This window comes from Spiroplasma ixodetis, from assembly GCF_040369795.1.
In the GTDB taxonomy this organism is placed as follows: domain Bacteria; phylum Bacillota_I; class Bacilli_A; order Mycoplasmatales; family VBWQ01; genus Spiroplasma_E; species Spiroplasma_E ixodetis_B.
Window position 1 is genome coordinate 582,884 of sequence record NZ_AP028955.1, and the last position, 23,737, is coordinate 606,620.

General features: G+C 22.0%; 32 protein-coding genes and 3 pseudogenes. 21 read left to right on the plus strand and 14 right to left on the minus strand.

What is annotated here, in order from left to right:
* Positions 1–299 precede the first annotated feature (299 nt).
* The 3 genes from ABWV63_RS04235 (at position 300) to ABWV63_RS04245 (ending at position 1,165) form a co-directional block, all read left to right on the plus strand.
* Complete coding sequence (locus tag ABWV63_RS04235; protein ID WP_353306942.1) at positions 300–563, plus strand: transposase; 264 nt, start codon at positions 300–302, stop codon at positions 561–563.
* Positions 556–675 carry a transposase gene (locus ABWV63_RS04240; protein ID WP_353306943.1) on the plus strand — a complete coding sequence of 40 codons (120 nt, stop codon included), beginning with the start codon at positions 556–558 and terminating at the stop codon, positions 673–675. The genes ABWV63_RS04235 and ABWV63_RS04240 overlap by 8 nt, the downstream gene beginning before the upstream one ends.
* Before the next feature lie 262 nt (positions 676–937).
* Entirely contained in the window at positions 938–1,165 is a 228-nt protein-coding gene (locus ABWV63_RS04245; RefSeq protein ID WP_353306944.1) for a hypothetical protein, read from the plus strand.
* Here ABWV63_RS04245 and ABWV63_RS04250 read toward each other — a convergent pair.
* From ABWV63_RS04250 to ABWV63_RS04260, 3 genes and pseudogenes are all read right to left on the minus strand, one after another.
* Positions 1,162–2,400: pseudogene (locus ABWV63_RS04250) on the minus strand (IS256 family transposase). The gene ABWV63_RS04245 and the pseudogene ABWV63_RS04250 sit on opposite strands and share 4 nt — an antisense overlap.
* A gap of 89 nt (positions 2,401–2,489) precedes the next feature.
* A complete protein-coding gene (locus ABWV63_RS04255; protein ID WP_353306945.1) occupies positions 2,490–2,657 on the minus strand; it encodes a transposase in 168 nt (55 codons plus the stop codon).
* Between the two features lie 12 nt (positions 2,658–2,669).
* Positions 2,670–2,993 (minus strand): IS630 transposase-related protein, encoded by a 324-nt coding sequence (locus ABWV63_RS04260; RefSeq protein WP_353306946.1) that lies wholly within the window; start codon positions 2,991–2,993, stop codon positions 2,670–2,672.
* Positions 2,994–3,259: 266 nt separating this feature from the next.
* Here ABWV63_RS04260 and ABWV63_RS04265 point away from each other — a divergent pair, with 266 nt between their 5' ends.
* The 10 genes from ABWV63_RS04265 to ABWV63_RS04310 all read left to right on the plus strand — a co-directional run bounded on the left by ABWV63_RS04265 (position 3,260) and on the right by ABWV63_RS04310 (position 7,462).
* Positions 3,260–3,697, plus strand: coding sequence for a transposase family protein (locus ABWV63_RS04265; RefSeq protein WP_353306947.1), 438 nt, complete (start codon positions 3,260–3,262; stop codon positions 3,695–3,697).
* 7 nt (positions 3,698–3,704) lie between these two features.
* Positions 3,705–4,112 carry a transposase family protein gene (locus ABWV63_RS04270; protein WP_353306948.1) on the plus strand — a complete coding sequence of 136 codons (408 nt, stop codon included), beginning with the start codon at positions 3,705–3,707 and terminating at the stop codon, positions 4,110–4,112.
* Between the two features lie 193 nt (positions 4,113–4,305).
* Positions 4,306–4,626 carry a hypothetical protein gene (locus ABWV63_RS04275; RefSeq protein ID WP_353306949.1) on the plus strand — a complete coding sequence of 107 codons (321 nt, stop codon included), beginning with the start codon at positions 4,306–4,308 and terminating at the stop codon, positions 4,624–4,626.
* Between the two features lie 82 nt (positions 4,627–4,708).
* On the plus strand, positions 4,709–4,897 hold the full coding sequence (locus ABWV63_RS04280; RefSeq protein WP_353306102.1) for a hypothetical protein: 189 nt from the start codon (positions 4,709–4,711) through the stop codon (positions 4,895–4,897).
* A 312-nt stretch (positions 4,898–5,209) separates the two neighbouring features.
* Complete coding sequence (locus ABWV63_RS04285; RefSeq protein ID WP_353307174.1) at positions 5,210–5,560, plus strand: transposase family protein; 351 nt, start codon at positions 5,210–5,212, stop codon at positions 5,558–5,560.
* Between the two features lie 195 nt (positions 5,561–5,755).
* Positions 5,756–6,076: a hypothetical protein gene (locus ABWV63_RS04290; RefSeq protein WP_353306949.1), complete on the plus strand. Its 321-nt coding sequence runs from the start codon at positions 5,756–5,758 to the stop codon at positions 6,074–6,076.
* Positions 6,077–6,158: 82 nt separating this feature from the next.
* Positions 6,159–6,332, plus strand: a complete 174-nt coding sequence (locus tag ABWV63_RS04295; protein WP_353305886.1) for a hypothetical protein — start codon at positions 6,159–6,161, stop codon at positions 6,330–6,332.
* A complete protein-coding gene (locus ABWV63_RS04300; protein WP_353306950.1) occupies positions 6,317–6,580 on the plus strand; it encodes a transposase family protein in 264 nt (87 codons plus the stop codon). Before ABWV63_RS04295 ends, ABWV63_RS04300 begins: the two co-directional genes overlap by 16 nt.
* A gap of 117 nt (positions 6,581–6,697) precedes the next feature.
* Positions 6,698–7,009, plus strand: coding sequence for a transposase family protein (locus ABWV63_RS04305; protein ID WP_353307175.1), 312 nt, complete (start codon positions 6,698–6,700; stop codon positions 7,007–7,009).
* 195 nt (positions 7,010–7,204) lie between these two features.
* Positions 7,205–7,462, plus strand: coding sequence for a hypothetical protein (locus ABWV63_RS04310; RefSeq protein WP_353306951.1), 258 nt, complete (start codon positions 7,205–7,207; stop codon positions 7,460–7,462).
* Between the two features lie 138 nt (positions 7,463–7,600).
* Here the strand turns inward: ABWV63_RS04310 and ABWV63_RS04315 are convergent, their stop codons facing one another.
* The 4 genes and pseudogenes from ABWV63_RS04315 to ABWV63_RS04330 all read right to left on the minus strand — a co-directional run bounded on the left by ABWV63_RS04315 (position 7,601) and on the right by ABWV63_RS04330 (position 9,986).
* Positions 7,601–7,768 carry a hypothetical protein gene (locus ABWV63_RS04315; RefSeq protein WP_353306952.1) on the minus strand — a complete coding sequence of 56 codons (168 nt, stop codon included), beginning with the start codon at positions 7,766–7,768 and terminating at the stop codon, positions 7,601–7,603.
* A 27-nt stretch (positions 7,769–7,795) separates the two neighbouring features.
* Positions 7,796–8,926, minus strand: a pseudogene (locus ABWV63_RS04320) (IS3 family transposase).
* Positions 8,927–9,104: 178 nt separating this feature from the next.
* Positions 9,105–9,584, minus strand: a complete 480-nt coding sequence (locus ABWV63_RS04325) for an IS630 family transposase (RefSeq protein WP_353307176.1) — start codon at positions 9,582–9,584, stop codon at positions 9,105–9,107.
* Between the two features lie 3 nt (positions 9,585–9,587).
* A complete protein-coding gene (locus ABWV63_RS04330; protein WP_353306953.1) occupies positions 9,588–9,986 on the minus strand; it encodes an IS630 transposase-related protein in 399 nt (132 codons plus the stop codon).
* Positions 9,987–10,077: 91 nt separating this feature from the next.
* Here ABWV63_RS04330 and ABWV63_RS04335 point away from each other — a divergent pair, with 91 nt between their 5' ends.
* The 3 genes from ABWV63_RS04335 to ABWV63_RS04345 all read left to right on the plus strand — a co-directional run bounded on the left by ABWV63_RS04335 (position 10,078) and on the right by ABWV63_RS04345 (position 10,930).
* Positions 10,078–10,251 (plus strand): hypothetical protein, encoded by a 174-nt coding sequence (locus ABWV63_RS04335; RefSeq protein WP_353305886.1) that lies wholly within the window; start codon positions 10,078–10,080, stop codon positions 10,249–10,251.
* A complete protein-coding gene (locus ABWV63_RS04340; RefSeq protein WP_353306950.1) occupies positions 10,236–10,499 on the plus strand; it encodes a transposase family protein in 264 nt (87 codons plus the stop codon). The genes ABWV63_RS04335 and ABWV63_RS04340 overlap by 16 nt, the downstream gene beginning before the upstream one ends.
* Positions 10,500–10,579: 80 nt before the next feature.
* Complete coding sequence (locus tag ABWV63_RS04345; RefSeq protein WP_353307177.1) at positions 10,580–10,930, plus strand: transposase family protein; 351 nt, start codon at positions 10,580–10,582, stop codon at positions 10,928–10,930.
* A 554-nt stretch (positions 10,931–11,484) separates the two neighbouring features.
* Here the strand turns inward: ABWV63_RS04345 and ABWV63_RS04350 are convergent.
* Together ABWV63_RS04350 and ABWV63_RS04355 are read right to left on the minus strand one after the other, a co-directional pair.
* Entirely contained in the window at positions 11,485–12,288 is an 804-nt protein-coding gene (locus tag ABWV63_RS04350) for a hypothetical protein (RefSeq protein WP_353306954.1), read from the minus strand.
* 511 nt (positions 12,289–12,799) lie between these two features.
* A pseudogene (locus ABWV63_RS04355) lies at positions 12,800–14,033 on the minus strand (IS256 family transposase).
* A gap of 254 nt (positions 14,034–14,287) precedes the next feature.
* Between ABWV63_RS04355 and ABWV63_RS04360 the strand changes: the two are divergent.
* From ABWV63_RS04360 to ABWV63_RS04380, 5 genes are all read left to right on the plus strand, one after another.
* A complete protein-coding gene (locus ABWV63_RS04360) occupies positions 14,288–14,809 on the plus strand; it encodes an IS630 family transposase (RefSeq protein WP_353306955.1) in 522 nt (173 codons plus the stop codon).
* 278 nt (positions 14,810–15,087) lie between these two features.
* Positions 15,088–15,453: a hypothetical protein gene (locus ABWV63_RS04365; protein ID WP_353306956.1), complete on the plus strand. Its 366-nt coding sequence runs from the start codon at positions 15,088–15,090 to the stop codon at positions 15,451–15,453.
* A 55-nt stretch (positions 15,454–15,508) separates the two neighbouring features.
* Positions 15,509–15,745: a transposase gene (locus tag ABWV63_RS04370; protein WP_353306957.1), complete on the plus strand. Its 237-nt coding sequence runs from the start codon at positions 15,509–15,511 to the stop codon at positions 15,743–15,745.
* Between the two features lie 945 nt (positions 15,746–16,690).
* Positions 16,691–17,155: a hypothetical protein gene (locus tag ABWV63_RS04375; protein ID WP_353306958.1), complete on the plus strand. Its 465-nt coding sequence runs from the start codon at positions 16,691–16,693 to the stop codon at positions 17,153–17,155.
* A 159-nt stretch (positions 17,156–17,314) separates the two neighbouring features.
* The gene (locus tag ABWV63_RS04380; protein WP_353306959.1) at positions 17,315–18,553 is read left to right on the plus strand and encodes an IS256 family transposase; all 1,239 of its coding nucleotides are present in this window, start codon (positions 17,315–17,317) and stop codon (positions 18,551–18,553) included.
* Positions 18,554–19,039: 486 nt separating this feature from the next.
* On the opposite strand, the gene ABWV63_RS04385 is transcribed toward ABWV63_RS04380, so the two are convergent.
* The 5 genes from ABWV63_RS04385 to whiA form a co-directional block, all read right to left on the minus strand.
* Positions 19,040–20,071 (minus strand): hypothetical protein, encoded by a 1,032-nt coding sequence (locus ABWV63_RS04385; RefSeq protein WP_353306960.1) that lies wholly within the window; start codon positions 20,069–20,071, stop codon positions 19,040–19,042.
* Positions 20,072–20,116: 45 nt separating this feature from the next.
* Positions 20,117–21,733: a tyrosine--tRNA ligase gene (tyrS, locus tag ABWV63_RS04390; RefSeq protein ID WP_353306961.1), complete on the minus strand. Its 1,617-nt coding sequence runs from the start codon at positions 21,731–21,733 to the stop codon at positions 20,117–20,119.
* 8 nt (positions 21,734–21,741) lie between these two features.
* Positions 21,742–22,200, minus strand: coding sequence for a hypothetical protein (locus ABWV63_RS04395; protein ID WP_353306962.1), 459 nt, complete (start codon positions 22,198–22,200; stop codon positions 21,742–21,744).
* Positions 22,201–22,437: 237 nt separating this feature from the next.
* Entirely contained in the window at positions 22,438–22,734 is a 297-nt protein-coding gene (locus ABWV63_RS04400) for a helix-turn-helix transcriptional regulator (RefSeq protein ID WP_353306963.1), read from the minus strand.
* A 33-nt stretch (positions 22,735–22,767) separates the two neighbouring features.
* Entirely contained in the window at positions 22,768–23,715 is a 948-nt protein-coding gene (gene whiA / locus ABWV63_RS04405; RefSeq protein WP_353306964.1) for a DNA-binding protein WhiA, read from the minus strand.
* Between the last annotated feature and the right edge of the window lie 22 nt (positions 23,716–23,737).

Genomic DNA, 23,737 nt, shown 5'->3' on the forward strand with positions numbered 1-23,737 from the left:
TTTTAAAATTTTAACATTACGAATAGTTATATATAGCTAACTAAAGTAATGTTTACTCATATCTTGAAAAACAAAATCAATCGCTTTTTTAATATTTTGTCAATAATTTGGTAATATTTTTCTTATATTATGTTTTATAGCAAATCAAAAATGTTCAATTGGATTTAAATTAGGAGAATATGGCGGAAGAAATAATAGTTTGCATGGTAATGTTTAGTAATCTGTGTAACTTACAAAAATAACTATGTTTAATTAATTCTAGTAAATAAAATTAAATAACTAGAAAGAGTGAGTTACGTATGTCTAAAAAACAAAATCTTAATAATAATGATCCAATATCAAAAGTAGTAGATTTATTACTAGAAAATACTGAAGATTTAACAACAGTTTTTAAAGAGGGAGGTTTATATAAAGAATTAACAAAAAGATTAGTTGAAAAAATGTTGAATTCTGAAATGCAAAATTATTTAGGATATGAAAAAAATCAACATAATAATAGTGATAATGCTCGTAATGGTATAAGCTCAAAAAAATTAATAACCCAACAAGGTAAAATTGATTAATGTACCGCGAGATCGTAATAGTAATTTTGAGCCAGTAATAGTTGCAAAAAGACAAAGAAGATTTGATGGTTTTGATCAACAAGTTCTTTCATTAGACATATTCCGTAAATAAATTTAATCAATTGTCAATAATAATATTTATAAATTTTTTAGCGTTAATAATTATAGAATTTAATATTTTTAAAAAAATACTTTAAAAATAAATTTATATTTCAAACACAAAAATTGTTAATATTATTTTTATATTAACTTGATAAAAATTTAAATTTTTAAAAAAATAGGTAATGTTTAGTGATCTGTGTAACTTACAAAAATAACTATGTTTAATTAATTCTAGTAAATAAAATTAAATAAATAGAAAGAGTGATTTACTTATGTCTAAAAAACAAAATATTAATAATAATGTTCCAATATCAAAAGCAGTAGATTTATTACTAGAAAATATTGAAGATTTAACAACAGTTTTTAAAGAGGGAGGTTTATATAAAGAATTAACAAAAAGATTAGTTGAAAAAATGTTGAATTCTGAAATGCAAAATTATTTAGGATATGAAAAAAAGAGGCTTTTTAAAAATCTGTGTATCTTTTTACAAAGTTACTAGTTTAGATTAATTCTATCTTCAAATTTTATCATAAAATGAGCAATTGCTGTATTTCAATTTTGAATGGGCAGTGTTCATTTTTTTGTTATATTTTCAATTGCTAAGTAAAATATTTTAAAAACTGCCATATCATTTGGAAAAACTTTTTTATTTCTAATAACTTTTCGTAATTGACTATTAACATATTCAATAGCATTTGTTGTATAAATCACTCTTTTGATTTCTGCAGGATAACTAATAAAAACCATTAAATTATCTCAATTTTTATATCATGATTTAGCAATTTGAGGATATTGTTTATTCCATTTACTTTCAAAAGATTCTAAAGCTTGCATTGCTTGTTCTTCGCTACATGCACTATAAATTGGTTTTAAATCTGTAACTAGTGATTTTCTATGTTTGTATGAAACATATTTTAAACTATTTCTAATTTGATGAACTATGCATAATTGATGTTCGGTTTTAGGATAAAATGATTGTATTGCTTCTGACATTCCTGTTAAATTGTCACTACAAGCAATAAGAATATCATTTAAGCCTCGATTTTTCATTTCTGTGAAATTAGATAATCAAAACTCAGAACCTTCATTTTCACTAATTCATAAACCTAAAACATCTTTTTTACCTTCTAAATCAACTCCTAGTGCTATATAAACTGATTTGTTAATAATGTGTTTATCTTGTCGTGCTTTAACTACTATACAATCAAAATAAACAATCGGATAAAGACTTTCTAATGGCCGATTTTGTCATGCTTTAACATCATCAATAAAATCATCAGTAATTTGACTAATAACACTTTCACTAATATCAGCACCATGATATAACTCTTGTAACTGCATTCTAATATCTGATAAAGTCATGCCTTTGGCATATAATGAAAGAAATTGTTGATCAAAACCATCAAATCTTCTTTGTCTTTTTGCAACTATTACTGGCTCAAAATTACTATTACGATCTCGTGGTACATTAATCTCAATTTTACCTTTTTGGGTTATTAATTTTTTTTAATTTATACCATTACGAGCATTTTCACTAGTATTATGTTGATTTTTTTCATATCCTAAATAATTTTGCATTTCAGAATTCAACATTTTTTCAACTAATCTTTTTGTTAATTCTTTATATAAACCTCCCTCTTTAAAAACTGTTGTTAAATCTTCAGTATTTTCTAGTAATAAATCTACTGCTTTTGATATTGGATCATTATTATTAATATTTTGTTTTTTAGACATACGTAACTCACTCTTTCTATTTATTTAATTTTATTTACTAGAATTAATTAAACATAGTTATTTTTGTAAGTTACACAGATTACTAAACATTACCTTAATTTTTTACCTTTATTTAGTGAACCGATTATACTCATTCTTTTTATTTTATATGCGGGTTTATTATCAAATAATCTTTTACCTTTTTCAGATCAACCATATTTATAAAATTCATTATCAGCAATTCCAGATTCATCAATATATACTAAATCTTCATTCATTATTTTAGCTATTTATTTTAAAAAATCTTCTTGTTTATTTTTATCTCTTTGTTCATATAGAAAAGTTTTTTTATATTTATAATTTAGTTTTTTGAAATAGTTATAAACTGTTTCTTTAGTCATATCACCAAATTTTTCAATCACTTTTTGAACTGTAACATCTTTATTTTGCGCTAAATAATTTTTTAATTCATCTAAATACTTTATTTTGTGGCTATGTCCTTTTTGATAATTCAAAATTGGTTTTATATGCCCAGTTTCTTTTTTTCTTTTTCTTCATAAGAATAAAGTCTTTCTAGTAATATTGAACACTTTACAAATTTCTTTAATTTTCATGTTTTTACTTTCATAGGCTTCTATTACTTTTCTTCGTAAGTCTTCACTGTATGGTTTTGGTATAATTTAATCTTCCTAATCTATTTTAAATATTGCTGAATTGTACTTTTAAATTCAAAAACTGTTTAAATTACATATTATTATTTTACATTATTTATAAGTAAACATTAGACATATTCCGTAAATAAATTTTTTAAAAGTCAATTAATAATTTAAAATTTATTTTATAATTTCTTTATTAATAAATTAATAAGGTGTTGATAAAAATGAATTTTGAAAATTTAAAAAAATTAAAAAATGAACAATTTTATAGATATTTTGGTATAAAACGTTTTCATTTTGATGAAATGTTAACAAAATTAATTGAAATAGAAAATTTAAAAAAAACTAAAGGTAGAAAATATAAACTTTCAGTTGAAGAAAGATTGATGATTACTTTAGTATACTGAAAAGAATATTATACTTTTTTCCAAATGAGTATTAAATATAAAATGAGTGCATCAAGTTGTTTTCGAAATATTACTTGAGTAGAAAATAAACTTAGTGATGACAAAGATTATCAGTTTTTAAAAACAAAATATAAATCAAAAATTGAGAAAAAACAAGAAGATTTAAATGAATTTCAATTTTATTTAATTGATTCAACTGAAATTGAAATTGAAAGACCAACTAAAAAAACTACAGTTAGAATATTTTTCTGGTAAAAGTTGAATGTTTTCTATAAAATTTCAAATTATATATGACTTTTTTAATAAAAAAATTGTTGATATTTTTGCTGATAATGGAAAAGTACATGATTTTCAAATATTAAAAAATTCAAATCTTGAATTTTCAGAAAAAACAATAATTATTGGTGATTTGGGATATCAAGGAATACAAAATATTTATAAAAATACTATATTACCAATTAAAAAAACTAAAAATAAAAAATTAACTAAACAAGAAAAAATCTACAATAAAATTATTTCAAAAATTAGAATTAAATTTGAACATGTTTTTGCTTGATTAAAAAGATTCAAAATTTTAATAAATAAATGTAGAAAAAGTATATTTAGACTTATGTACTTAAGATTTAACTTACTTTGTGAAATTTTTAATAAAACAAAACCATTAAAATAAAAAATATTTTTAATATTTTTTAAAAATTTAAATTTTTATCAAGTTAATATAAAAATAATATTAACAATTTTTGTGTTTGAAATATAAATTTATTTTTAAAGTATTTTTTTAAAAATATTAACTTCTATAATTATTAACACTAAAAAATTTATAAATATTATTATTGACAATTGATTAAATTTATTTACGGAATATGTCTATTACTTTAGTTAGCTATATTTTAGCAAATAATACTTTTAAATTTAACCAACCATTTAATTATCCACAATCAATTCATCCAGCACCAATAATAGAGAGAGCGCATCATATATTTATTGATTTAAGTAATCAAAGTAAATATGGAATTAATAATAATATTTCTGAACCATTATCAAGTAAAGATATACATTACTATAGAATGAAACCAAATTGAAGAGAAAATCAAGAAATCGGTAAATTTTTAAACTATATACATATTAATGTTAAAGATTATGGATATGAAAATATTGATAAATTTAAAAGACATATTCCGTAAATAAATTTTTTAAAAGTCAATTAATAATTTAAAATTTATTTTATAATTTCTTTATTAATAAATTAATAAAGTGTTGATAAAAATGAATTTTGAAAATTTAAAAAAATTAAAAAATGAACAATTTTATAGATATTTTGGTATAAAACGTTTTCATTTTGATGAAATGTTAACAAAATTAATTGAAATAGAAAATTTAAAAAAAACTAAAGGTAGAAAATATAAACTTTCAGTTGAAGAAAGATTGATGATGACTTTAGTATACTGAAAATAATATTATACTTTTTTCCAAATGAGTATTAAATATAAAATGAGTGCATCTAGTTGTTTTCGAAATATTACTTGAGTAGAAAATAAACTTAGTGATGACAAAGATTATCAGTTTTTAAAAAAAATATAAATCAAAAATTGAGAAAAAACAAGAAGATTTAAATGAATTTCAATTTTATTTAATTGATTCAACTGAAATTGAAATTGAAAGACCAACTAAAAAAAACTACAGTTAGAATATTTTTCTGGTAAAAGTTGAATTTTTTCTATAAAATTTCAAATTATATATGACTTTTTTAATAAAAAAATTGTTGATATTTTTGCTGATAATGGAAAAGTACATGATTTTCAAATATTAAAAAATTCAAATCTTGAATTTTCAGAAAAAACAATAATTATTGGTGATTTGGGATATCAAGGAATACAAAATATTTATAAAAATACTATATTACCAATTAAAAAAACTAAAAATAAAAAATTAACTAAACAAGAAAAAAACTACAATAAAATTATTTCAAAAATTAGAATTAAAGTTGAACATGTTTTTGCTTGATTAAAAAGATTCAAAATTTTAATAAATAAATGTAGAAAAAGTATATTTAGACTTATGTACTTAAGATTTAACTTACTTTGTGAAATTTTTAATAAAACAAAACCATTAAAATAAAAAAATATTTTTAATATTTTTTTAAAAATTTAAATTTTTATCAAGTTAATATAAAAATAATATTAACAATTTTGGTGTTTGAAATATAAATTTATTTTTAAAGTATTTTTTTAAAAATATTAACTTCTATAATTATTAACACTAAAAAATTTATAAATATTATTATTGACAATTGATTAAATTTATTTACGGAATATGTCTATTACTTTAGTTAGCTATATTTTAGCAAATAATACTTTTAAATTTAACCAACCATTTAATTATCCACAATCAATTCATCCAGCACCAATAATAGAGAGAGCGCATCATATATTTATTGATTTAAGTAATCAAAGTAAATATGGAATTAATAATAATATTTCTGAACCATTATCAAGTAAAGATATACATTACTATAGAATGAAACCAAATTGAAGAGAAAATCAAGAAATCGGTAAATTTTTAAACTATATACATATTAATGTTAAAGATTATGGATATGAAAATATTGATAAATTTAAAAGACATATTCCGTAAATAAATTTTTTAAAAGTCAATTAATAATTTAAAATTTATTTTATAATTTCTTTATTAATAAATTAATAAGGTGTTGATAAAAATGAATTTTGAAAATTTAAAAAAATTAAAAAATGAACAATTTTATAGATATTTTGGTATAAAACGTTTTCATTTTGATGAAATGTTAACAAAATTAATTGAAATAGAAAATTTAAAAAAAATAAAGGTAGAAAATATAAACTTTCAGTTGAAGAAAGATTGATGATGACTTTAGTATACTGAAAAGAATATTATACTTTTTTCCAAATGAGTATTAAATATAAAATGAGTGCATCAAGTTGTTTTCGAAATATTACTTGAGTAGAAAATAAACTTAGTGATGACAAAGATTATCAGTTTTTAAAAACAAAATATAAATCAAAAATTGAGAAAAAACAAGAAGATTTAAATGAATTTCAATTTTATTTAATTGATTCAACTGAAATTGAAATTGAAAGACCAACTACAAAAAACTACAGTTAGAATATTTTTCTGGTAAAAGTTGAATTTTTCTATAAAATTTCAAATTATATATGACTTTTTAATAAAAAAATTGTTGATATTTTTGCTGATAATGGAAAAGTACATGATTTTCAAATATTAAAAAATTCAAATCTTGAATTTTCAGAAAAAACAATAATTATTGGTGATTTGGGATATCAAGGAATACAAAATATTTATAAAAATACTATATTACCAATTAAAAAAACTAAAAATAAAAAATTAACTAAACAAGAAAAAAACTACAATAAAATTATTTCAAAAATTAGAATTAAAGTTGAACATGTTTTTGCTTGATTAAAAAGATTCAAAATTTTAATAAATAAATGTAGAAAAAGTATATTTAGACTTATTTACTTAAGATTTAACTTACTTTGTGAAATTTTTAATAAAACAAAACCATTAAAATAAAAAAATATTTTTAATATTTTTTTAAAAATTTAAATTTTTATCAAGTTAATATAAAAATAATATTAACAATTTTTGTGTTTGAAATATAAATTTATTTTTAAAGTATTTTTTTAAAAATATTAACTTCTATAATTATTAACACTAAAAAATTTATAAATATTATTATTGACAATTGATTAAATTTATTTACGGAATATGTCTAAAGATGATTATGAAAGTATCACATTTAATTTTAATTTTAATATGAATGCAATATATTCAAATAAATATTTAGGATTAAATTATACTAATTCTAAAAACTGATTTACACCTATTATTATTAAATTAAATGATATTGGTAATATTGATGATAGTGAAGGTTTAAATGCAAGTTTTCAAGATTATAACTCCATTACTTGTAGGATTTCATTGAAAATCTTTATCTTCATTTGTAAATGGTGAAGCAATATCTAAAAATTCAGTATCTTCTGCTAAAATATAAACTTTGGATGGGTTACACTTTATTATTTTTCTTTTGTGATAAATCAACTGTACTTATTTGTTCTTTTATAGTTAATTTCTGACCAGTAGTAGGGTCTCATCGATAAACACTTACTCTATAGTCATAGCAGTTGTTGAAACATTAGCACCTAATAATTTACCAATAGTAAAATCATTATCATTTGTAAAAGCATTTAAGGGAATTAAACCACCATTACCAATAATACTTTCTAAATTACTTGTAAAAAATGCTGACATAAAACCATTAAAATATAACATTTTTTTATATTGGAATGGCAACCTTTTTTAGGACTGTTTTTTGGTAGACATTTGTGCTTGGTGTTTTATGGGGGTTAAGTAGTTTAGAGTGCTGTGGATTCTTATGTTGTTGTATCAATTGATATAATCAAATAATTCTAATTTTAATTGGATTAATGATGTAAAATTTTTATCATTAATAAACTCTGTTTTGAAAGTTTTGAAAGCTGCTTCAGCAACAGCGTTATCATAAGGACAACCTTTTTTGCTTAAAGAGCGGGTAATATTGAAGGCTAATAAAAGTTTATCAATATTTTTATTATTAAATTAATTACCGCGATCGCTATGAAATATTTGAATATTTTTTAAACAACGATTTGAGCGCATAAATGTTTGATATACTAATGACGCATCTTTTTTAGTACCTACACTATGTCCAATAATTTCGCGATTGTACAGGTCGATTAATAAGCGAATATAGTTTCATTTACCATTAACTTGAACATAAGTTAAATCACTAACAATAACTTTATTTTTAAGCCTATTATTAAAGTCTCTATTAACAAGATTAGTAATTTGACTATCATTGACTTTATTATGATAATTTTTGTATGATAATTTAGTGTATTTTGATATTAAATTATGTTTATTCATAATTTTTTTAATTTTTCGTCTTGATAAATTAATTTTCTTTTCTTTTAGAACAACTTTTAATCTTCTTGTTCCATAAGCTTCTTTATTTTCTTTAAAAGCACTAATAACAACTTCATCATACATATTATTTTGAATTTTATCTTCTTTTTTCTTGAAATTAAAATAATATGTTGATTTAGAGATTTTTAAAAAACGACACATTGTAAGAATTTTATATTTAACTTTATTTTTAGTAATAATTTCTATTTTCTGCCTATTATTAGTGCTGCTTGCTTTAAAATATCATTTTCCATTCTTAATTGTTTTAATTCTTTTCTTAATTTATCCAATTAATACGTTTTCTTCAGCAGAACGGTTATCTTTGGTTTTAAAACTGCCTGAATTAGTAAATTGCTTAATTCAATTATAAGTAGCTGCTCTTGTAACATTGTACTCTTTAGCAAGACAAGACACTGACTTACCACTTTGATATAAAGCTACTATTTGTTTTTTAAATTCATCTGAATATGAGTTAATATTTGCCATAATTATAATTTCTTTCTTTTAACTAATTTGTTCACTTGTCTACGTAATTAGTGTCCAATAAAGTGTAACCCATCCATCAACAGGTGTAAATACAAACCAGATTTAATCTGCATGAAAACACATCCGACGAACTTTCCGAACACACATAAAAGTTTCAAGAGACAATATTCATTTATAGTTAACTAAAGTAATGTTTACTCATATATTGAAAAACAAAATCAATCGCTTTTTTAATATTTGGTCAATAATTTGGTAATATTTTTCTTATATTATGTTTTATAGCAAATCAAAAATGTTCAATTGGATTTAAATTAGGAGAATATGGTGGAAGAAATAATAGTTTGCATCCAGCATTTTCAATTAATTTTTGTGTTAATTTAGATTTATGAAACGTTGCATTATCTAAAACTATAATTTGTCCACGCTTTAATACTGGAATTAGTATATTTTTTACATATGATTCAAAAATTTTACTGTTGCAATGTCCTTCAAATGCTCATAGGGCTTTTAATTTACCTTTATTTAGTGAACGAATTATACTCATTCTTTTTATTTTATATGCGGGTTTATTATCAAATAATCTTTTACCTTTTTCAGATCAACCATATTTATAAAATTCATTATCATCAATTCCAGATTCATCAATATATAATACTAAATCTTAATTCATTATTTTAGCTATTTCTTTTAAAAAATCTTCTTGTTTATTTTTATCTCTTTGTTCATATAGAAAAGTTTTTTTATTTGTATAATTTAGTTTTTTGAAATAGTTATAAACTATTTCTTTAGTCATATCACCAAATTTTTCAATTACTTTTTGAACTGTAACATCTTTATTTTGCACTAAATAATTTTTTAATTCATCTAAATACTTTATTTTGTGGCTATGTCCTTTTTGATAATTAAAAATTGGTTTTATATGCCCATTTTCTTTTTTTCTTTTTCTTCATAAGAATAAAGTCTTTCTAGTAATATTGAACACTTTACAAATTTCTTTAATTTTCATGTTTTTACTTTCATAGGCTTCTATTACTTTTATTCGTAAGTCTTCACTAGACATATTCCGTAAATAAATTTTTTAAAAGTCAATTAATAATTTAAAATTTATTTTATAATTTCTTTATTAATAAATTAATAAGGTGTTGATAAAAATGAATTTTGAAAATTTAAAAAAATTAAAAAATGAACAATTTTATAGATATTTTGGTATAAAACGTTTTCATTTTGATGAAATGTTAACAAAATTAATTGAAATAGAAAATTTAAAAAAAATAAAGGTAGAAAATATAAACTTTCAGTTGAAGAAAGATTGATGATGACTTTAGTATACTGAAAAGAATATTATACTTTTTTCCAAATGAGTATTAAATATAAAATGAGTGCATCAAGTTGTTTTCGAAATATTACTTGAGTAGAAAATAAACTTAGTGATGACAAAGATTATCAGTTTTTAAAAACAAAATATAAATCAAAAATTGAGAAAAAACAAGAAGATTTAAATGAATTTCAATTTTATTTAATTGATTCAACTGAAATTGAAATTGAAAGACCAACTACAAAAAACTACAGTTAGAATATTTTTCTGGTAAAAGTTGAATTTTTTCTATAAAATTTCAAATTATATATGACTTTTTTAATAAAAAAATTGTTGATATTTTTGCTGATAATGGAAAAGTACATGATTTTCAAATATTAAAAAATTCAAATCTTGAATTTTCAGAAAAAACAATAATTATTGGTGATTTTGGATATCAAGGAATACAAAATATTTATAAAAATACTATATTACCAATTAAAAAAACTAAAAATAAAAAATTAACTAAACAAGAAAAAATCTACAATAAAATTATTTCAAAAATTAGAATTAAAGTTGAACATGTTTTTGCTTGATTAAAAAGATTCAAAATTTTAATAAATAAATGTAGAAAAAGTATATTTAGACTTATTTACTTAAGATTTAACTTACTTTGTGAAATTTTTAATAAAACAAAACCATTAAAATAAAAAAATATTAAAAATATTTTTTTAAAAATTTAAATTTTTATCAAGTTAATATAAAAATAATATTAACAATTTTTGTGTTTGAAATATAAATTTATTTTTAAAGTATTTTTTTAAAAATATTAACTTCTATAATTATTAACACTAAAAAATTTATAAATATTATTATTGACAATTGATTAAATTTATTTACGGAATATGTCTACTGTATGGTTTTGGCATAATTTAATCTTCCTAATCTATTTTAAATATTGCTGAATTGTACTTTTAAATTCAAAAACTGTTTAAATTACATATTATTATTTTACATTATTTATGAGTAAACATTAATTTAGTTAGCTATAAATTGGATAAATAATCATAATTAAACCTATAACTAATAATACATAACCATATCAAGGCATAATAAATTCCTAAACTACAATTAAACTAATTGCTCTAACAAATAATCATAAAGGTATAATATTTTCTATTCCACTAACAATATCAACATTTAAAGCAGTACTAATAGTATCTGAAAAAATATGTCGTAATAAACTATATGTGGTAAAAAGAAACTATCTTAATGGTTCAACTGGTAAAACTTTACCAACAACTCCATAAAGTACTCATCTAAAAGTATTACGTAAATGTCCAAAAACATCACATCAACTAACACGCTCATAATCAGGGTTAAAAGGACTATTTGGCGGTACTGGCGTTACTTTGTCGCTTGAAAAAATATTAATCTGACCAAATGAAATCTCCGGCGGAATAGTTAAATTTGTAGTTCCATGAATATCAAAAAATACAGTTAAATGTCTTAAATTTGGAACACGAACTGGCATAGTAACAAAATTATACAAATCTTGCATATAAACATCATTACCAATTGTTCCTTTAAAAACATATTTTGTATCACCAACATAATCTAAAAAACTAAAAGCAAAATCACCAGTAAATGTAGAAAAAGCCTCATAATTAAAATAAAACATAAAACCTTGAATATAAAAACTTAAAGGTTTATCAATTTCAAAATTTAATTCAAAACGTAAATTTAAAGGTTTAACTCAATGATTTAAGTTATTAATAAGAAGTCGATTTTTTTTACCATATTGAACAAAATTATGATTAAACATAATACGAGAAATATCATCTAACTGATATCTCCTAAAAGAATAAACGCCAGTTCCAGTATTAAGCGTTATCTTTTTAACACCTACAACATCACTTTGATATTCAACATCCAAATCATTATCTAAACCACCTATAATTTCGCCACTAACTAATTTTAAATCCGGTTGGTCAACATCAAAATAAGCATAATTTCATGGAATAGTTGCTCAATCATTAAAATCATTATACTTAACGTGTTTTATCATTTCTTTTTTAATATCATAATTAACAACATTAGGGTCATTTGAAGCAATTAAACTAGTAGGTGCTTGAGCAGAAGTATTTACAAAAAAAATAATTTAGCAAACTTAAATCACATAATTATTTACCAATGAAAATTTTTAAAAATATTCAAAAACCATAAAATATAATAAATCCAATAAAAAAATGAGTTCCATAAACTACTAAATTTCATAAAATAGTAGTAAAATAATCAATTAGATTATCCATAAACATAGTTCAATAATCAACAATACATTAGACATATTCCGTAAATAAATTTAATCAATTGTCAATAATAATATTTATAAATTTTTTAGTGTTAATAATTATAGAAGTTAATATTTTTAAAAAAATACTTTAAAAATAAATTTATATTTCAAACACAAAAATTGTTAATATTATTTTTATATTAACTTGATAAAAATTTAAATTTTTAAAAAAATATTTTTAATATTCGAGGCTTTTTAAAAATCTGTGTATCTTTTTACAAAGTTACTATTTTATATTAATTCTATCTTCAAATTTTATCATAAAATGAGCAATTGCTGTATTTCAATTTTGAATGGGCATTGTTCATTTTTTTGTTATATTTTCAATTGCTAAGTAAAATATTTTAAAAACCGCCATATCATTTGGAAAAACTTTTTTATTTCTAATAACTTTTCGTAATTGACTATTAACAGATTCAATAGCATTTGTTGTATAAATCACTCTTTTGATTTCTGCAGGATAACTAATAAAAACCATTAAATTATCTCAATTTTTATATCATGATTTAGCAATTTGAGGATATTGTTTATTTCATTTACTTTCAAAAGATTCTAAAGCTTGCATTGCTTGTTCTTCACTACATGCACTATAAATTGGTTTTAAATCTGTAACTAGTGATTTTCTATGTTTGTATGAAACATATTTTAAACTATTTCTAATTTGATGAACTATGCATAATTGATGTTCGTTTTTAGGATAAACTGATTGTATTGCTTCTGACATTCCTGTTAAATTGTCACTACAAGCAATATCATTTAAGCCTCGATTTTTCATTTCTGTGAAATTAGATAATCAAAACTTAGAACCTTCATTTTCACTAATTCATAAACCTAAAATATCTTTTTTTACCTTCTAAATCAACTCCTAGTGCTATATAAACTGATTTGTTAATAATTCGTTTATCTTGTCGTACTTTAACTACTATACAATCAAAATAAACAATCGGATAAACACTTTCTAATGGCCGATTTTGTCATGCTTTAACATCATCAAGAACATCATCAGTAATTTGACTAATAACACTTTCACTAATATCAGTACCATGATATAACTCTTGTAACTGCATTCTAATATCTGATAAAGTCATGCCTTTGGCATATAATGAAAGAACTTGTTGATCAAAACCATCAAATCTTCTTTGTCTTTTCGCAACTATTACTGGCTCAAAATTACTATTACGATCTCGTGGTACATTAATCTCAATTTTACCTTGTTGGGTTATTAATTTTTTTGAATTTATACCATTGTGAGCATTTTCACTAGTATTATGTTGATTTTTTTCATATCCTAAATAATTTTGCATTTCAGAATTCAACATTTTTTCAACTAATCTTTTTGTTAATTCTTTATATAAACCTCCCTCTTTAAAAACTGTTGTTAAATCTTCAGTATTTTTTAATAATAAATCTACTGCTTTTGATATTGGATCATTATTATTAATATTTTGTTTTTTAGACATACGTAACTCACTCTTTCTAGTTATTTAATTTTATTTACTAGAATTAATTAAACATAGTTATTTTTGTAAGTTACACAGATTACTAAACATTACCTAATATTTTTTTAAAAATTTAAATTTTTATCAAGTTAATATAAAAATAATATTAACAATTTTTGTGTTTGAAATATAAATTTATTTTTAAAGTTTTTTTTAAAAATATTAACTTCTATAATTATTAACACTAAAAAATTTATAAATATTATTATTGACAATTGATTAAATTTATTTACGGAATATGTCTAATAAATGAATATTTAGTATTATATATTGATGAATCTGGAATTGATGATAATGAATTTTATAAATATGGTTGATCTGAAAAAGGTAAAAGATTATTTGATAATAAACCCGCATATAAAATAAAAAGAATGAGTATAATTAGTTCACTAAATAAAGGTAAATTAAAAGCTCTATGAGCATTTGAAGGACATTTCAACAGTAAAATTTTTGAATCATATGTAAAAAATATACTAATTCCAGTATTAAAGGGTGGACAAATTATAGTTTTAGATAATGCAACGTTTCATAAATCTAAATTAACACAACAATTAATTGAAAATGCTGGATTCAAACTATTATTTCTTCCGCCATATTCTCCTAATTTAAATCCAATTGAACATTTTTGATTTGCTATAAAACATAATATAAGAAAAATATTACCAAATTATTGGCCAAATATTAAAAAAGCGATTGATTTTGTTTTTCAATATATGAGTAAACATTACTTTAGTTAGCTATAATTGATTTTCCAAATCACAAATTTTTTCACTAAGTTGAAATATTTCTGTTTCAAATTGTTCAACCATTTTTTCATTGACTTCGACAATTGTTTTTTTTCTTGCTATTCTTTTTGATTTAATAAATCAATTAATAAATTATTGTTATTATTTAACAAATTATGGAAATTATCCCCACATTTACTAGTTTGGAGGAAAAAATTAATTGAAATGAATTCAATAGCATATTTCAAAATTAAAACGATTGTTTAAAATATATAGCGAAGTTGAAAGTAATGAAATGTATCAGGTGTGCTTCTTCTAGTTTGAATGTTTCTGATTTGAGAAGAATAAGATGTTTGAAATGTCATCAAACATTTAGTATTCTTCATGACACCATTTTTCACAAGTCACAAACACCTTTGACATCTTGGTTTTATCTCATCTTTAGATGAATAAACACAAAGCATGGTATACAATCAACAGATGTTGCAAGGGAATTGGGTGTTACATATAAAACAGCTTGAAGAATGGGTCATGAAATCAGAACTAGAATTTGCAATCAAGATGCAGGGTTCATTGATGATGGCACAGCACAGATGGATGAAATGTATCTTTCACATGTAGGTTTTAAAAAAACAAGGAAGATCCTTGTTGAATAAAACCTTGATTGTTGGATTTTATTAGAAAACCAGCAACAAACTAATTGTGAAAGTATTGAAAAAAGCAGATGAGAAAAACCTTTTATGATTTGTATTGAAACACATTTCTACTGGGTGTTGTCTATTTACGGATTCTTGGAAGGGATATGGAAGTTTCAAAAACTTCTATCACAAACATGAAATCGTAAATCATGAAGTTGGATATTTGTCATCAACAGGTGTAAACACAAACCAGATTGAATCTGCATGAAAACACATCCGACGAACTTTCCGAACACACATAAAAGTTTAAAAACACAATATTCATTTATATGCAAAAGAAGCTGCATATAAATTCAATAAGATACCTAGTTTTGAAACTATAATTTTGTGTTTGATTTAGATACATGTGGGGATAATTTCCTAGATAGGCTTTTATCTTCTAATAATTTGTTTTCATGTTCAGTTATTTGATTAATATTAGTTATTAAATTTGCATATTCTGTTTTTTTTCAATATAATTTGAATTTAAAATATTAATTTTTTGTTGATTATTTAATTTTGTTTTTTTAAATAATTCACAATTTATTTCTTCTGTTTCGATTAAATTATTAATACTTTTATTTTTATTTATTTTTCCAAATGAAAAAAGATTAATAAAAAAATTTTTAATTTTGTTAATTTTTTGTTCCTTTAATTTATAGATTTGAATATTAAATTGAAATACTTTATCTTCTATTTATTTATTTTGTTTAATTCAAAATTGAATAGTTTTTTTGATAATTATTAATTTCTTTTTCAATTTTCTCACTTTTTTCAATAAGTTTTATTTTTTCTGCTTTTAAATTTAGTAGTTTTTTTTACTTTTTTCTATAGTTTCATAATTTATTAAATAAGTTTTGTTAGTAAATAATTGCTCTTTTTTAATTATTTTCATTTTGTCCCCCTTTTAAAATAAAAACCTATTTGTTAAAAAATAAAACAATAGGTCAAAAACTATATTTTAGTTTACAAGTATTATATCTAATATTTTTTTTATAAAAGAAAAATTACTTTATTTTTAATATTTATTATAATAAATTATTTTAGTAATAAAATGAAATATTAAATTTTATTAAAATCAATATTTGTGATAGTATTATTAATAATTTAATATATGTTCATTACTAATATAAGTATTTTTTATTTATATTAGTTTTTTATTAAATTATATTAATCAGAATAATATTTTTCATAGATTAGAAAGAGAAAAATAAAAATGGATATTAGTAAATCTTCATTTGCTTCTTCAATACAAGATGAAAATAATTATTTAGTGGAAGTTGTTAAACCTTCGCTATCAAGAAAAAAATTTTTCGAAAAAAATTTACCTATAATAGCTGCCGGTGCTGCTACATTAGTAACATTAGCGGCTGGTGGAATTGATGGCTTTCAATGTTCTGATTTAGGAATAGCAGCTAGTGCAGGCACATCTGGTGCTATGATGGGTGTAGTTATTAAAGCTACGATTAAACAAAATAAACAAGAGAAAGTAGAACTAGAAGATGAGAATAATGAAAAATCAAGTATTCTTCAGAGGAAATTAGAAGAATTACAATTAGAAACAGTAAGAGCAAAAATTGTTAAAAAACAATTAGAAAGCACTAAAGTTGAACTTGAATTAGTTAAAGTAAGAGAAGAATTAGCAAAACTTAATAACATAACTAGTTTAAATATTACTTAATCACCTATCCCTCAAGAATTTAATTTAACAAAAACAGTAAATGTAGAAATAAGTAATAATTGTTCGGTAATGTTTAGTAATCTGTGTAACTTACAAAAATAACTATGTTTAATTAATTCTAGTAAATAAAATTAAATAACTAGAAAGAGTGAGTTACTTATGTCTAAAAAACAAAATATTAATAATAATGTTCCAATATCAAAAGTAGTAGATTTATTACTAGAAAATACTGAAGATTTAACAACAGTTTTTAAAGAGGGAGGTTTATATAAAGAATTAACAAAAAGATTAGTTGAAAAAATGTTTAATTCTGAAATGCAAAATTATTTAGGATATGAAAAAAATCAACATAATACTAGTGAAAATGCTCGTAATGGTATAAGTTCAAAAAAATTAATAACCCAACAAGGTAAAATTGAGATTAATGTACCACGAGATCGTAATAGTAATTTTGAGCCAGTAATAGTTGCAAAAAGACAAAGAAGATTTGATGGTTTTGATCAACAAGTTCTTTCATTATATGCCAAATGCATGACTTTATCAGATATTAGAATGCAGTTACAAGAGCTATATCATGGTTCTGATATTAGCGAAAGTGTTATTAGTCAAATTACTGATGATGTTCTTGATGATGTTAAAGCATGACAAAATCGGCCATTAGAAAGTGTTTATCCGATTGTTTATTTTGATTGTATAGTAGTTAAAGTACGACAAGATAAACTAATTATTAACAAATCAGTTTATATAGCACTAGGAGTTGATTTAGAAGGTAAAAAAGATGTTTTAGGCTTATGAATTAGTGAAAATGAAGGTTCTAAGTTTTGATTATCTAATTTCACAGAAATGAAAAATCGAGGCTTAAATGATATTATTATTGCTTGTAGTGACAATTTAACAGGGATGTCAGAAGCGATACAATCAGTTTATCCTAAAACCGAACATCAATTATGCATAGTTCATCAAATTAGAAATAGTTTAAAATATGTTTCATACAAACATAGAAAATCACTAGTTACAGATTTAAAACCAATTTATAGTGCATGTAGTGAAGAACAAGCAATGCAAGCTTTAGAATCTTTTGAAAGTAAATGAAATAAACAATATCCTCAAATCGCTAAATCATGATATAAAAATTGAGATAATTTAATGGTTTTTATTAGTTATCATGCAGAAATCAAAAGAGTGATTTATACAAGAAATGCTATTGAATCTGTTAATAGTCAATTACGAAAAGTTATTAGAAATAAAAAAGTTTTTCCAAATGATATGGCAGTTTTTAAAATATTTTACTTAGCAATTGAAAATATAACAAAAAAATGAACAATGCCCATTCAAAATTGAAATACAGCAATTGCTCATTTTATGATAAAATTTGAAGATAGACTTAATCTAAACTAGTAACTTTGTAAAAAGATACACAGATTTTTAAAAAGCCTCATGCAAACTATTATTTCTTCCGCCATATTCTCCTAATTTAAATCCAATTGAACATTTTTGATTTGCTATAAAACATAATATAAGAAAAATATTACCAAATTATTGACCAAATATTAAAAAAGCTATTGATTTTGTTTTTCAAGATATGAGTAAACATTACTTTAGTTAGCTATATATTTATTCTGAAACTATCAATCATATTTTTCTTATATTCTTTAGGTGTGTTTTCTAATGTTTTTCTTAATAAATCATCTAACATATTCTTTATCTTCCTTTGATTATTAAAATTAACTTAATAAAAATCCTAATATAGAAAATATCTATACTAGGAAAGAACATTTATTAAATTACTAGGTAATAATATCATATTTTTTTAAAACACAAAGAAAAAAATACTACTCCAGTTATAAATAAAAATTAAATGCCTCAACTATTTTTTTATTTTTATTAAAACGGATTATAAATATTTTTTAAATTTTGAATAATATGTTCTCTCACCATTCCATCTTTAATTGAATTAGTAAAAGCAGAAATTTTAGGCTTTAAAAGATTATAACGATCCATATTTTGTGGAAGTGTAGTATCTATTATTGGCATATCTTTTAAATTATCATCGAATATTTGTACTACTTCCGAATATAAATTAAGTATATTAGCATAAGCATTAAAAACTGATACCATATAATTAACATATAAAAAATTATCAACTCCGTGTTGTCGCAAGAGATCTATAATTATTTTTTTATTAGCAATGATATCACCTGTTGATTCCATTTCTTTTAGAGCATTAGCAATTTTATCGGTTTCATCTACTCTTAATATACCTATCATTTTTAACTTTTCAACAGTACTGTAACATCCCTCATAATTTGTATTATTTTTTAATTTGTTTATACTTTGTTTTAATGTTTCACTATTTTGATATAAATCAATAACAGTGTTAATGTCTGTTACATTAACATTTAAAAAAGGAAGATTATTATCAATACTACTAAATATTTTATGAGTAACAGAAATTGTCGGTATTTCATTTTTAATAACACCATAACTTAATGATTTATTACCGAAAACACTAGTAACCATCATAATAATTACGATACTACCTAAAATACTAATTCTAATAAAATTAATTAAAATTCCAAATGTAGCATTTATTGCTTTATGTTCAATTTTATTTTTATTAAAAAGTACAAAATATAAAATAATATAGATTATTCAAAATAAAATATTAATGCCAATAATCCAAACAATAGCATATATCAAAAATCCAATATTATCAGTTAATAAATTCTTAAATGAAGCAAAACTACCGCTAAGGTCACTAAACCATGGTGATACCATATTTTTAAAATAATTTATTAACATTGGTTTAAATGCCAACATTAAACCAATACTAAGTAAATTACCAGCGCTAATAAATATTAATGCTCTTCCCCCAATAAAAAACCAGTAACAATACCAAAAATAATAATATCCCATAATAATGGAGAAACATTAATAAATATCATATTTAAATACCCTTCCTTATTTATGAACAACTATAAAATAATGACGCTTACCTTTTTTAATAACCGTTACTTGATTATTAATTGCGTTTTTTTTACTAATAATAAAATTTATATTGGTAATTTTTTCACCATTAACGACTATTGAACCTTGTATAATTAGTTCTCTTGCTATTCTTTTTGAATTACAAATTTGATTATTAACTAAAAAATCAATTATTTGTTCATTATGATCAAGATTAAAATGTGGTACATCTTTTAAAACCTGTAAAATCTCAAATGAAATCATTTGATGAATCCGATCGTGGAAAAAAGCATTAGTAATATTAATAGCACTAAAATATCCATTTAATTTATGAATAAATACCGTTAATAAAGCTGCTAAAATCTTTTGTCCATAATGTTGCTTAACATCACTATTATGAATTACCAAAATTTTTGCTATTTGTTCTTCACTAAATAAAGTTAAAGAATTAAAAAAAGTAGGCAAATCTTTATCTTCCTGATTAAATAAAAATTGATATAACTCATAAGGTGAAGTTTTTTCACTATTTAAAAATATAGCACCTTTTTCGCTTTTACCAAATTTTTCACCATTAGATTTAGTTAATAAATTAATAGTAATACCAGCAGCATGATGTTCATCACCTTTTTGTTTTCTAATTAAATCTAAACCAGCAGTAATATTACCTCATTGATCACTACCACCAGATTGAATATAACATTGCTCTTTTTCATATAAATGATAAAAATCATACGCTTGTAATACCATATAAGAAAATTCAGTATAAGAAAATCCAGAATTTAAACGATTAGCAATCATTTCTTTTCCTAACATTTGATTAATATTAAAATGCTTACCAATATCACGCAAAAAATTTGTAACTGTTAGTGGACCTAATCATGTTTGATTATTAATAATTTTAATTGGCTTAATTTTATTGTTTAATGTTCCCAATGGTAATTTTAAAAATGTAATTCAAGTTTCTACATAACTATCACAATAATTTAACAATTTTTTAAAAGAAAGATTATTTAAATCACTTTTCATAGTAATTCACTTTTGATCAAAATTACAAATTTCATATAAATTTTTTAGTACTGATGCTGATAATCCTAATTCTTCTCAAGGTAAGGGCAATGTTTTTAAAATACTACTTAAAGTCTGTTGATATCGATTATTTGGATTAATACTTTTAATAATCATCTCTAATGTTTCATATTCTTTATCATTTAATAAATTACATGTTTTAATTAATTCTAATGATGTTAAATTATCAATATTTTCATAACTTAATAATGTCACTAACTGCTCTTTTATTTTTCTAACATTAGTTTGTAACACATTTTCATCTAATAAATTACGTTCTTTATTTTTACCACTTGGATCACCGATCATTGCCGTTGTACCACCAATAACAGCAATTGGTTGAAAACCAAATATAGCAAAACGATGCAATAAAATAATTTGTAGTAAATTACCTAAATGTAATGAATCATTAGTTGGATCAAAACCACAATATATTCCTTTTCCTAATTTTCCTGCATTAATTACTTTATCTATGCTACTAATATCTTTTAAGATATTACGTCATTTTAATTCGTCAATAATATTGGATTTTATTATATTATTCATAGCATCTCCTATTTATTTTCATCTAAAATATCATCAACTAACAAATCAATAGTTGTAATAACTGTATCGTTATTATTACTTGCATTATTGTAATTAATAGATGTAGTTTCTTTAAATATTTTATCGCGAAATTCTAGATAGCGCGATGGTAAACTATCATATATTTGTTGTTTTTCTCTATTTTTTTTAATTTGTGCAATTCTAGTATTATCAAGATTACTAGAATTATTATACGCTACTTCTTTTTCACGAAAAATATTTTCTTTAGTTTTTTTATCAACATATTGCTCAATAGCGCTAGAACTGCTATCGGCTTTTTTAATATTAATTGGAATCGTAGTTATTTTTTGGTGATTAAGACCAAATATAGGTGAAATAATATTACTTAATTGATAATATTCTTTTTTAGCGTTATCAACATTAGTAGTAACATTTTCAATTTCAACTTCTGTATTTTCTATTGTCATAATAATTTCTTAATGATAATCAATAATTAAATTATAACATTTTAATGATTAATTATCCCTAATATAAGGTGAATAAATTTCATAATCTTCATTAAGATAAAATAATTACTAGTGAATATCAATTAATTTTATAAAAAGTACTAATAACTTTTCTCAAATTTATTTTTAATAAAAAATAAAATAATAAAAAAGTAGTACTTGTTTATAAAGCACTACTAAAAGTGTATAAAATTGATTTTATTCAACACTAAATGTGTCATATAAATTTGAAGTATCAATATTATCAAACCCTAAAGCAAAAAACTCACTAATAGATGAATCCAACCCATTAATTATTTTTAAGATTGCAACTAAAGATACGTTTCTTGTTCCTCTTTCAGCATCAGAAATATAATTACGATGTAGGCCGCTTGCTTCTCCAAGTTTCTCTTGTGAAAATTTTCTACCTTTTTGATTACGTAAAGTTTTCATTCGTTTTCCAAAAGCATTCAATAAATCTTGACGACCTTTGCTTAAAATTTCTTTCTTTTTCATTGTATGGCCTCCTCTTATACTTTTATTATTAACTTACAATGTTTCTTGATACTTTTTCTTAATTTCGCGAATTAAATGATTAACCCCAGACTTAGTAATGACAAAACCAGTTTCTTGATAGTAAAGTTCACCCAATTCTGAAAGTGATGCTTCAGGATTTTTTAATCTTAAATTTGAAATAATTTGAACTTTTAATGACAACGCTTTGAAAAGTTTTTTATCTTTTAAAACAGAAATCATTATAACTTGCTGGTCTCCAGCATTTAAAATTTTTTGTTGATTAGAAATATCAATATTATTAAAACGATTAATATTATTAAATAATTCTCGTGAAATGCGTTTATCTTCAAAAGCGAAAACTGCTTGTGGACAATCAATTATTTTTAAAAAGTCAGAAATTATATTAGATTTTTTTAGATAAAGCACCGTTTTATTACGACGTTTTATTGTTTTAAAGTTTAATTTAAAATTTTTTAATAAAATATTTTTAATTTTTTTAGCTAACATATCATTATGAAATTGTAATTCCAAATGGTAGTTAGGTGTTGAAGGAGAATTGATACTGCCAACTACAAGGAAGATTCCTGCGATATACGCTCTTATACAATGCTCTTTTATTATATTCTGGTGCATCGCTTCTTTCTCAATAAAAAGATATTTATCTTGAAGCATTAAATCATTAATAATAAAATCAATTTTATTATTAATACGAATATTATACACCTTTGGACGCTCAAATTTATTTAAAACATCCACCATAACTATCAATTTTACGTCTTTATATTGATTTTTTAAAAATTTATATATTAACCTAGTGGTTTTGTTATGAAAAGTATGAATAATAATCTCATTATTTATTTTATCTGAATTTGTAATCTTACCATTAATAAGCGAATATGCTGATAGCAAAGATTTCTGACAACAATTTTTAAAACTTTTTTGACAGATTTCATCTTTTACACTTGTTGTAAATGATATCATTACTATCACCTCAATTGTACAC